The following is a 9,959-nucleotide window of genomic DNA, read 5'->3' on the forward strand; positions in this document are numbered from 1 at the left end:
TTAGTCAGTAGTCCTGGGACGTTGTAGCGGCCGGCAACTCCCGAAGTAGTGCAGTACTCCGCAGTTCTCAGCGGCCGTCTTCTCAGCAAGTTCAGCAGTTCAGCAGTCCTATCATGCCCCTGCGCCCGAGGATCTCAGGTCCCGACGCAGACCGGCATATCCCTTTCGGACCCATCCCCCATTTATTCGAAGCGCTACTGAATAGTCCGTGATTCAGTTAATGCGCTGCTGATTCGAGCGTCATATAAGGCTCGGTATTTTCCCTAGGCCGGGTTATCAGTGACATGCGCCGCAGCATTTTTTATTGATGCCGAATCAATGCCTAAGCCATTGATTGGAAAAGGGATCGATTCACTTCATTACAAGTTTTTAATGCACCGGGAGCACCAGTCCGGAGGTGTATGGCATCACATGCTTTCAAATGTCTTCCTGATAGGTCAGGCATGCGTCCAAATCGCCTTGACTTGGTTGATATACCACATACTGTATAGCACTAGAGCGGCTAAGCCGTTCGATATGACAACAACAAAGCACAGCGGTACACACCATCGGCATCCAATGCAGGTGCCTATTCCATAACGACGGGGCACACCCGCCTAGAAGGAGACACCATGGAAAGTCAGCAAAGCGCAAACGCGCCAGCATCCTGGTATGCATCGCCGTGGATGCAGCTGGTATTTGGCGTGATCTGTATGGCGATGATCGCCAACATGCAGTATGGCTGGACGCTGTTCGTCAATCCGATTGACGAGAAATACCATTGGGGTCGCACCGCGATCCAGGTGGCATTCACGATCTTTGTGGTGACCGAAACCTGGCTGGTGCCGATTGAAGGTTATCTGGTGGACAAGTACGGCCCGCGCCCGGTTGTGGTGGGTGGCGGCCTGCTGTGCGCGTTGGCCTGGGCGTTGAACTCGGTAGCGTCCACGTTGCCGATGCTCTACGTGGCTGCGGCGATCGGCGGTGTTGGCGCTGGCGCCGTCTACGGTACGTGCGTCGGCAATGCCCTGAAGTGGTTCCCGAATCGCCGGGGTCTCGCCGCGGGGCTGACGGCCGCCGGGTTTGGCGCCGGATCGGCGGCGACCGTGGTGCCAATCGCCAACATGATCAAGACCAGCGGTTACGAGTCCACCTTCCTGTCCTTCGGGCTGGGGCAGGGCCTTATCGTGATGGTCCTGGGTTTGCTGCTGCTGCCGCCGTCGAGCAAGATCCTGTCGGAGGTGAAGTCCACGCTCAAGGCAGCGACCACCTACAACGCATCGCCGCGCCAGGTGGTGTCGTCGCCGATCTTCTGGGTCATGTACGCGATGTTCGTGATGATGGCGGCGGGTGGCCTGATGGCTACGGCGCAGCTGGGTCCGATCGCCAAGGATTTTGGCCTGCACGACTCGCCGGTGTCGATCATGGGTCTGACGCTGCCCGCGCTGACCTTCGCGCTGACCATCGACCGCGTGCTGAACGGGCTGACTCGGCCATTCTTCGGCTGGGTGTCTGACAATATCGGCCGCGAAAACACGATGTTCGTGGCATTTGCGGTGGAGGCGGTCGGTATCCTGATGCTGGCGAAGTACGGGCACAATCCCGTGGCTTTCGTGATCCTGACCGGTATCGTGTTCTTTGCCTGGGGTGAAATCTACAGCCTGTTCCCGGCAACTTGCGGCGATACCTTCGGGCCAAAGTTTGCGGCGACCAATGCTGGCATGCTCTATACGGCCAAGGGTACGGCTGCTTTGCTGGTGCCGTTTTCGAGCGTGATCACGGCAGCCACCGGTGACTGGCATGCGGTGTTCATGCTGGCCTCGGGCATGGCGGCAATCTCCGCGCTGATGGCGATTTTCGTCCTCAAGCCGATGCGCGAGGCCCATGCAAAGAAGTTTGTCCAGGACAGCACGACCTCCCCGATGGGCTATCGCCCGGTGCCGGATGACCTGACCTAAGACGATTTCAACCCACAAAAAAATGCCCGCTCCGTGCGGGCATTTTCTTTTGATGCAAAGACTGGTGATCGGGCGATATTCAGCAATTAACCGCCAGCAATGTCGCTCGTCATCGTACGCTTCCGCCAGTCGACGGAAGCGGGACAAGCCGGCAGGGCAGGTGGCTCAATCCGGGCCGATTGTGGCTATCCGATCCGCCAGCATTTCACTGCGACGCTGGCACCTTGCGCGGCATCGATGACATGGGCGGCAGTGCCGGCGCGGCAGCCAGTCCACACACAAATCGTGTGACATGCGCGATCACGTCGGCGTCACGCAGAATCCTGCGGTGGCCCAGACCCTCGGTGGTGACCAGGCGTGCATCGGGCCATGCCCCCGCTATGGCCGCGCCATCCTCCCAACGAACTTCCTTGTCGTCGCGGTCATGAACGACCAGCACGGGTGGCACTGGTCGCGTGCGGCCGATATCCGGCACATTGAAGGTCGACCAGTTCGCGCCCAGCCATTGCTCGCTGCGCCGGCGCATGCGGTCCAGCACAGGGGGTGCGATACCAAGTTGCCATGCCAGCGCGGAGCACGCGTCGTACATATCGGCAGGTGCCCCAATCATGGCGACGCCACGCGCGGGCAGTCCTTCGCGAATGGCCTGGGCAGCCGCCGCGCCGCCTAGCGAGTGGGCGACGATCGCTTGCACTGGCCCGACATGCCAGGCCACGGCCAGCAGTGACCGTGCCATCTCCATGATCGATGTCTGTTGTTGCCCGCGAGCACCGGCATCGGAGGCGCCGTGCGAGAGCGCGTCGAATGCCACCACGCGCATGCCCGCCGCCAGCAGCCCGGTGGCCACCGCGTGCCATTGACCGGCATTGCCACCCCAGCCATGCGCGAGCAGCACTACAGGTCCCTTGCTACCCCAGCGATAGACGCGCACGCGCCGGCTGGCACCCTGGCCGGTTACGAGCGCCCATTCGGTGCGGGCCGAGTCGAGCAGCCGACGGCCTTCCGGACTGGTTTTTCCGCGCGGCGGGCTGAACCATAGACGCTCCAGCGCACTGGCAGTCGCCGTCGGAAACAGCAGACTGCCGGTCTGCCAGCGGAATCGGCGCCAGGCCATGATGCCGGCTTCCAGCGTTTTGCCGATTGACCCGCGCGGATGGGTGAGGGTGCCACCATCCTTGGAGACGGCGGCGGGTTGGGATGTGGATGACAGCACTTGCGGCACGACGAACACCTCCAGCTGATCATTTACCGATCTGGGCGGCGACGAGACTCTGCAAGGTCTCATCTTTTTTCTGTTTACGACCGACCAGTCGTGCTATTTTTTGGGCAAGAAAACACGGCAAGAATGCCGTCTGAACCACCACGACGCTGCCCGGCGTGCCGTGGTTACTGCGTGTTCGCAAGCGCCTTGCTGCCGGTCTAATATGTGCCGGCGGCCTGCTTGGCGCGATTCTCTCTCACGTCATTGACCAGTCTGGCGAACGCGTGCCGGGCCATGACTTCCGCATCGGCGCGCGCCATCAATCGTGACGATGACTGGAACGACATGCCAATGCCAACCATCTCGAACGCAAACTGGCGCGGGTCGGTATCCGTGCGCAGGTCACCTTCGTCAACGGCATCGGTGATCACGCGTACGATGGTGCTGTGCCAATCCTTGAATGCCTGCACCAGCTTGTCGCGTATCACGCCTGGCCGATTGCGATATTCCTGCGATAACGCCATGAACACACAGCCGCCTTCAATCACCGCGCCCGCGATCCACGTCAGATAGCCGTCGAACAGTTTCTCAAGCCGGGCAACGCCCCGGTTCTCGCGCATGGCGGGCTGCACGACGATCTCCGCGAAGCGCTCCATCGCGCGCTCCAGTACCGCCTCCTGCAATGCCTCTTTCGACTTGAAGTGAGCGTACAGGCCGCTCTTCGACATGTTGGTGTCCGCCGCCAGCGTGGCAAGCGACAACTGCTCGAAGCCGACCTGGGTAGCCGACTGCAAAGCCTGTTCGATGATCGCGGTGCGCGTGAGCTGTCCCTTTTGCATGCGTTTGAGAATAGCACGACCGGTCGGTTTGTCAACTTGCCTTGTGCCACACATGGACGATACTGATGTGACGTCAACGCAAAGCGCGCATTGTCGTTATGTGGGGGCGGGAGGAGGATGCTGTGCTTTATCAGTCTTTTGGACGAGGGTCCGGAAGGCAAGATCAAGCCATCATAAGAAATCTGTAAAAGTGTTCCACAACAGACCTTACGGAACGCTTTACGTGCTCTATACTCGAATGCACGTCCGCGCACTTTTTTTTCACTGGTGACTGGAGACCGACATGAACAGTACAGCCGTGCCAAGAGGCGCTAGCGAACCGTTCCGGCAACTGCGGGCGTTGCGTCGAGCGCGCAAGCTCAAGCAGGAGGACGTCGCCCGTAAGGCCGGGATTTCCCGCGAGGCTTATCTGCGTGCCGAATCGGGTCAGGCCGACCCGCGTATGTCCACTTTCCTGGCGGCTTGCGAGGCGCTGGGTCTTGAAGTGGTACTCGCGCCGCAACATCTTGCCGCCGACGTGAACGCTTTCATCGCCAGCCGTAACGGCGGGGTGACGGCCGCATCGATGGCTGGCCAGCCTGCCCCGGCAGCGCCGGCTGCATCGACCCCTTCGTCTGGTGGATTCGGTTCGGGTCCCGCGTCGGGGGAGGGCCACAAGCCCGTCTGATTCTTCAGGATTCGTGACAGGACAGGACCACATCCTGTCCTGTCGCGCTATCCGCTTCAGCGCCTTCAGGTCCCGAGCCTGAGCGTTGGTCTATTGCCGGCCGCCATTTCCGATGGCGCCGCGTTTCCGCTGCCTCCTCGCAGTGCGTGCTTCAGCGCGCGCTGTGCCCGTTGTTTCCCTTTTCATCGTACGTTGCCATCGATCGATCCACATGGGATCGCCCGGCACGCCGCCGCTCGCCTATCGTAATTGTGGTTTGACATCGCTCGCCGTCGTGATTACGATTTGGTTAATCAATTTTACTATACGTAATTTGATGGATATGGCGGATACGCCATGCCGATGAGAACACGCTGGCCGTTCCGTGCCGGCGGAGGTGTGAGAGGAAGACTCCATGACGCAAACACAACTGCATGCGGCAGACACGCAGGTGGCGGCCGAGTACATGTCCGGTTTTGCCAATGAATTTGCCACCGAGGCGCTGCCCGGCGCGCTGCCGGTTGGCCGTAATTCGCCCCAGCGCGCGCCCTATGGTCTGTATGCCGAGCAGCTTTCCGGCACGGCCTTTACGGCGCCGCGCGCCCATAATCGTCGCGCCTGGCTGTACCGGATTCGGCCTGCGGCCATGCACAAGCCTTTTACGCGCATCGAGAACGAGCGTTGGCTGAGCCGCTTCGACGACGTGCCGCCGTCGCCCAACCAGCTGCGCTGGAGCCCGCCGCCGATGCCCGCGACGCCGACCGATTTCGTCGACGGCATCGTCACGATGGCAGGGAATGGCGGCCCGGAAGCTCAAACTGGCTGCGGCATTCACCTGTACCTGGCCAACCAGTCGATGCAGGACCGCTTCTTCTACAACGCCGACGGTGAAATGCTGATCGTGCCGCAGCAGGGCCGCCTGCTGATTGCGACGGAAATGGGCCGCCTGACCGTGGAGCCGCAGGAAATCGTGGTGATCCCGCGAGGCGTGCGCTTCCGCGTGGAATTGCCCGATGGTGAGGCGCGCGGCTACATCTGCGAAAACTATGGCGCCTTGTTCAAGCTGCCCGATCTGGGTGTGATTGGCTCGAACGGCCTGGCCAACCCGCGCGACTTTCTGACGCCCGTGGCCAACTATGAAGACCGGGAAGGCAAGTTCGAACTGGTGGCGAGATTCCAGGGCAACCTCTGGCGCGCCGAGATCGGCCATTCGCCGCTGGACGTGGTTGCCTGGCACGGCAACTACGCGCCCTATAAGTACGATCTGCGCCACTTCAACACGATTGGCTCGATCAGCTTCGACCACCCGGACCCGTCGATCTTCCTGGTGCTGCAGTCGCCGTCCGACACGCCGGGCGTGGACACCATCGACTTCGTGATCTTCGGCCCGCGCTGGCTGGCGGCGCAGGATACGTTCCGCCCACCCTGGTTCCATCGCAACATCGCCAGCGAGTTCATGGGCCTGGTTGCCGGTGTCTACGATGCCAAGGCCGAAGGCTTTGCACCGGGCGGCGCGAGCCTGCACAACTGCATGAGCGGCCACGGTCCAGATGCCGAGACATTCGAACGGGCCTCGGCGTCGAATACGGACACACCACACCACATCACCGACACGATGGCGTTCATGTTCGAAACGCCGGGCGTGATCCGTCCCACCCGCTACGCCGCTGAATCGGCGCTGCTGCAGCACGATTACTACACGTGCTGGCAGGGCCTGAAGAAGCATTTCAACCCGAACGTGCGCTGAAAATCGGAGTGCCAGAACAATGACAGCCCCCAAGACCAGCTGGGTCACCTCGGCCAACGACGGCCAGACCCACTTTTCGCTCCAGAACCTGCCGTATGGCATCTTTTCCGCCGGAAACGGTGCGCCCCGCGTAGGCGTGGCCATCGGCGACCAGGTGCTGGATCTGTCCGTGCTGGACGATGCCGGCCTGCTGCCGGCCGCGGCCAAGGGCACATTTGCCGCAGGCAGCCTGAACCGCTTCATCGCGCTCGGCAAGCCCGTGTGGACAGACACCCGCGCGAAGCTGACGTCGCTGCTGCAGGCCGATGACCAGACGTTGTCCGGCAACGCTGCCCTGCGTGACCAGGCACTGGTGCCGATGTCATCGGTCACGCTGCATCTGCCGGTGGAAATCCCGGGCTACACCGACTTCTACTCGTCGCGCGAGCACGCCACCAACGTCGGCCGCATGTTCCGCGATCCGGCCAACGCGCTGCTGCCGAACTGGCTTGAGATTCCGATCGGCTACAACGGCCGTGCCAGCTCGGTGGTGGTCAGCGGCACGGCGCTGCATCGGCCCAACGGGCAGATCAAGTTGCCGGACCAGGCACGTCCCGTGTTCAGCGCCTGTCGCAAGCTCGACTACGAGCTGGAGATGGCGTTCATCGTCGGCAAGCCGTCGAACCTGGGCGAACCCATCAGCACGGCCGATGCGCTGTCGCACATGTTTGGCATGGTGATCCTGAACGACTGGAGCGCACGCGACATCCAGCAATGGGAATACGTGCCACTCGGGCCGTTCAACAGCAAGGGCTTCGGTACGTCGATCTCGCCCTGGGTGGTCACGATGGACGCGCTTGAACCGTTCCGCAGCGAGAACCCCGAGCAATCGCCGGAACCGCTGGCGTACCTGCGGCAGCCGGCGCGCAATGCGTACGACATCGCACTGGAGGTGGCGCTGCAGCCGCAGGACGCCGCCAAGGCCTCCACGGTCTGCCGCACCAACTTCAAGGCGATGTACTGGACCATGACGCAGCAGCTTGCGCACCATACGGTGTCGGGCTGCAACGTGCGCGTGGGCGACCTGATGGGGTCGGGCACGATCAGTGGCACGACGCCCGATTCATTCGGCAGCCTGCTGGAAACCACCCGCAACGGTGCCGAGCCGGTCACGCTGGCCGGCGGCGCGACGCGCGGCTTTCTGGAGGATGGCGATACCGTGGTCATGACCGGCTGGTGCCAGGGCGATGGCTACCGCGTGGGCTTTGGTGAAGTGACGGGGAAAGTGCTTCCGGCGCCACGATAATCGGGCCTTGCGCAGCGATCCTGCCTGACGATGCAAAACGACAGGGCAGATGGGCCAGACGGTTCATCTGCCCTGTTACAATTTTGCATTCCAGTTACGTTCTGGCACAGCCCGCCCCGGTGCCCGCATGGGAGAATGCGTCGCCGACCAGATATTCCTTGCTGGCGGCAGACCGGATCACTTTCCTCCCCAAGCGCACGGCATGGCAATTCAATTCGATATTCGCGCATGGGCGGCCTGTGCGCCGGCATTGCAGACCCGCGCCGAATGGCAGGCCTGGAGCCAGGCTCCGTGGCTCCCCGATGGGGCGGATCTGCCGGCGCTTGCGGCGATGGCTCCAATGTTGCGTCGTCGCGTCAACGTGACCGGGCGTGCCGCGCTGCATCCCGCCTATGACATGGTGGCTGGCGATGGCGACACCGACGTCCAGGTTGCCATGCCCGCCGTCTTTGCGTCGCGCCACGGCGACTCTCACCGCGCCCACGACATGCTGCGCGAACTCGCTGCCGGCGAGCCGGTTTCGCCCACGGCATTCGGTCTTTCCGTCCACAACGCCATCGGCGCGATGTTCTCGATCGATCGGCGCGATTCGTCGAACATGCAGGCGATCGCAGGCGGCCGCGACACCGTCGAGAATGCGCTGATCGAAGCCTGCGGCCTGATTGCCGAGGGCGCACCCGAAGTGCTGCTCGTCTGCTACGACACGCCACTCCCCAATCCCTACCTGAGCTTTGCCGACGAGCCGCAGTGCCTGTTCGGCTGGGCGTGGCGCATCGGTAAGCCGGACGGCCACCATCCGGCCTTCAGTCTTGAAATCGTCGAGCCGGATAGCGCGCCGGCTGCTGACGCGCGGCAATTGCTGCCGCACGGTCTCGACGTGCTGCGTTTCGTGCTGACAAACGATGCCGCACTGCTGCATCGGGGCGAGCAGGCCGCATGGAGGTGGCAGCGTCATGGCTGACCGCATCGAACGCGGCTGGCGGGTTTTGGCCACGGCCCTGTGCTTTGCCGTCTTCGGTATCGGTGGGCTGTTGCTGCGCCTTGTGGTGTTTCCCGTGCTGTCGCTGATGCCGTGGCCGCAGGCCACATACCAGCGGGTTTGCCGCGATGTGATTCATCGCGCGCTGCGTCTTTTCCTTGGGCTGATGTCCGGGCTGGGCGTGATCCAGTACGAGGTGCGCAATGCCGAGCGGCTGCGCCGGGATGGGCTTCTGATCGTCGCCAACCATCCGTCGCTGATCGATATCGTGTTTCTGATGGCGCTGACGCGCGGCGCCGATTGCGTGGTCAAGGCCGACCTGGCGCACAACCCGTTCACACGGGGCACCGTGGCCGCGACTGGATGGATTCGCAACGATGCGGGCGGTGCGGCGATGGTGGAAGACTGCATTGCGTCACTGCGGGCGGGCAGCAACCTGATTATCTTTCCCGAGGGCACGCGCACGATTCCGGGCCAGCCGCTATTGCTGCAGCGCGGCGCGGCCAACGTGGCGGTGCGAGGCGGATTCGACCTCACGCCGGTGGTGATTCGCTGCGAACCGCCTACGCTGACAAAGGGAGACAAGTGGTATCAGGTGCCGGCCAGGAGGCCGCGCTATGAAATCGAAGTTCATCCGGATCTCAGCGTGGCGCCCTGGATGCCAGCCGATACGGAAGCCGTGCTTGCGGTGCGGCGGCTGACGCGCTCGCTATCCGAATTTTTTACGAGGGAGATTCGCCGTGAAGGCGCTTGAACAGGAAATCAAGGAACTCATCATCACGTCGCTGTCGCTCGAGGACATCAAGCCCGAGGACATCGATAGTGAAGCGCCGCTGTTCGTGGAAGGGTTGGGGCTTGACTCGATCGATGCGCTCGAACTCGGGCTGGCCTTGAGCAAGAAGTACGGCATCACCATGAAGGGCGACAAGGAAGAAATGCGCGCCCGCTTTGCGAGCGTGGCCTCGCTGGCCGTTTATGTGGCCGCGCAGCGCGACAAGTCGGCCACGTAAGCTGGCGAATCAATCGGCACTTTTTGACGGGGGGACGGGAGTACAACATGACGCACGACGAAATCCTTGCACGCGTGGCCGCGGTGCTTGAGCAGATGTTCGAAATCGCGCCCGGGCGGGTCACGCTCGATGCCCGCCTCCACGACGATCTCGATATCGACAGCATCGACGCGGTGGACCTGCTTGTCAGACTGAAACCGATGTTGGACCGCCCCGTAAAGCCCGAACATTTCAAGTCGGTGAAGACCGTGGGAGACGTGGTGAACACGCTCGCACATTTGATCGATTCCCCGGCGGCCACCGCCTGACACCGGA

General features: G+C 62.4%; 10 protein-coding genes. 8 read left to right on the forward strand and 2 right to left on the reverse strand.

What is annotated here, in order from left to right:
- The first annotated feature begins 611 nt into the window (after positions 1–611).
- Positions 612–1,937, forward strand: coding sequence for an oxalate/formate MFS antiporter (gene oxlT, locus AC3FLX_RS08260; RefSeq protein ID WP_488695479.1), 1,326 nt, complete (start codon positions 612–614; stop codon positions 1,935–1,937).
- Between the two features lie 205 nt (positions 1,938–2,142).
- Here oxlT and AC3FLX_RS08265 read toward each other — a convergent pair whose 3' ends face one another.
- Positions 2,143–3,051: an alpha/beta fold hydrolase gene (locus AC3FLX_RS08265; protein ID WP_488695627.1), complete on the reverse strand. Its 909-nt coding sequence runs from the start codon at positions 3,049–3,051 to the stop codon at positions 2,143–2,145.
- A 305-nt stretch (positions 3,052–3,356) separates the two neighbouring features.
- Positions 3,357–3,977 carry a TetR family transcriptional regulator C-terminal domain-containing protein gene (locus AC3FLX_RS08270; protein ID WP_488695480.1) on the reverse strand — a complete coding sequence of 207 codons (621 nt, stop codon included), beginning with the start codon at positions 3,975–3,977 and terminating at the stop codon, positions 3,357–3,359.
- Between the two features lie 283 nt (positions 3,978–4,260).
- Here AC3FLX_RS08270 and AC3FLX_RS08275 point away from each other — a divergent pair, with 283 nt between their 5' ends.
- The 7 genes from AC3FLX_RS08275 (at position 4,261) to AC3FLX_RS08305 (ending at position 9,952) form a co-directional block, all read left to right on the forward strand.
- Positions 4,261–4,644: a helix-turn-helix domain-containing protein gene (locus AC3FLX_RS08275; protein WP_488695482.1), complete on the forward strand. Its 384-nt coding sequence runs from the start codon at positions 4,261–4,263 to the stop codon at positions 4,642–4,644.
- A 394-nt stretch (positions 4,645–5,038) separates the two neighbouring features.
- The gene (hmgA, locus tag AC3FLX_RS08280) at positions 5,039–6,370 is read left to right on the forward strand and encodes a homogentisate 1,2-dioxygenase (RefSeq protein ID WP_488695483.1); all 1,332 of its coding nucleotides are present in this window, start codon (positions 5,039–5,041) and stop codon (positions 6,368–6,370) included.
- Positions 6,371–6,389: 19 nt separating this feature from the next.
- Positions 6,390–7,655, forward strand: a complete 1,266-nt coding sequence (gene fahA / locus AC3FLX_RS08285; protein ID WP_488695485.1) for a fumarylacetoacetase — start codon at positions 6,390–6,392, stop codon at positions 7,653–7,655.
- Positions 7,656–7,857: 202 nt separating this feature from the next.
- Positions 7,858–8,616 carry a beta-ketoacyl synthase chain length factor gene (locus tag AC3FLX_RS08290; protein ID WP_488695487.1) on the forward strand — a complete coding sequence of 253 codons (759 nt, stop codon included), beginning with the start codon at positions 7,858–7,860 and terminating at the stop codon, positions 8,614–8,616.
- Positions 8,609–9,388 carry a lysophospholipid acyltransferase family protein gene (locus AC3FLX_RS08295; RefSeq protein WP_488695489.1) on the forward strand — a complete coding sequence of 260 codons (780 nt, stop codon included), beginning with the start codon at positions 8,609–8,611 and terminating at the stop codon, positions 9,386–9,388. The genes AC3FLX_RS08290 and AC3FLX_RS08295 overlap by 8 nt, the downstream gene beginning before the upstream one ends.
- Complete coding sequence (locus AC3FLX_RS08300; RefSeq protein WP_488695490.1) at positions 9,375–9,644, forward strand: phosphopantetheine-binding protein; 270 nt, start codon at positions 9,375–9,377, stop codon at positions 9,642–9,644. Before AC3FLX_RS08295 ends, AC3FLX_RS08300 begins: the two co-directional genes overlap by 14 nt.
- A 47-nt stretch (positions 9,645–9,691) precedes the next feature.
- Complete coding sequence (locus AC3FLX_RS08305) at positions 9,692–9,952, forward strand: acyl carrier protein (RefSeq protein ID WP_488695492.1); 261 nt, start codon at positions 9,692–9,694, stop codon at positions 9,950–9,952.
- The last annotated feature ends 7 nt before the right edge of the window (positions 9,953–9,959 follow it).

The organism is Cupriavidus sp. 291-E7, from assembly GCF_057798835.1.

Bases quoted from the DNA above. Each gene is read 5' to 3' on its own strand.
- AC3FLX_RS08305 (WP_488695492.1), top strand. From the start codon at position 9,692: ATGACGCACGACGAAATCCTTGCACGCGTGGCCGCGGTGCTTGAGCAG.
- hmgA (WP_488695483.1), top strand. From the start codon at position 5,039: ATGACGCAAACACAACTGCATGCGGCAGACACGCAGGTGGCGGCCGAG.
- AC3FLX_RS08265 (WP_488695627.1), bottom strand. From the start codon at position 3,051: ATGGCCTGGCGCCGATTCCGCTGGCAGACCGGCAGTCTGCTGTTTCCG.
- oxlT (WP_488695479.1), top strand. From the start codon at position 612: ATGGAAAGTCAGCAAAGCGCAAACGCGCCAGCATCCTGGTATGCATCG.
- AC3FLX_RS08275 (WP_488695482.1), top strand. From the start codon at position 4,261: ATGAACAGTACAGCCGTGCCAAGAGGCGCTAGCGAACCGTTCCGGCAA.
- AC3FLX_RS08270 (WP_488695480.1), bottom strand. From the start codon at position 3,977: ATGCAAAAGGGACAGCTCACGCGCACCGCGATCATCGAACAGGCTTTG.
- fahA (WP_488695485.1), top strand. From the start codon at position 6,390: ATGACAGCCCCCAAGACCAGCTGGGTCACCTCGGCCAACGACGGCCAG.
- AC3FLX_RS08295 (WP_488695489.1), top strand. From the start codon at position 8,609: ATGGCTGACCGCATCGAACGCGGCTGGCGGGTTTTGGCCACGGCCCTG.
- AC3FLX_RS08290 (WP_488695487.1), top strand. From the start codon at position 7,858: ATGGCAATTCAATTCGATATTCGCGCATGGGCGGCCTGTGCGCCGGCA.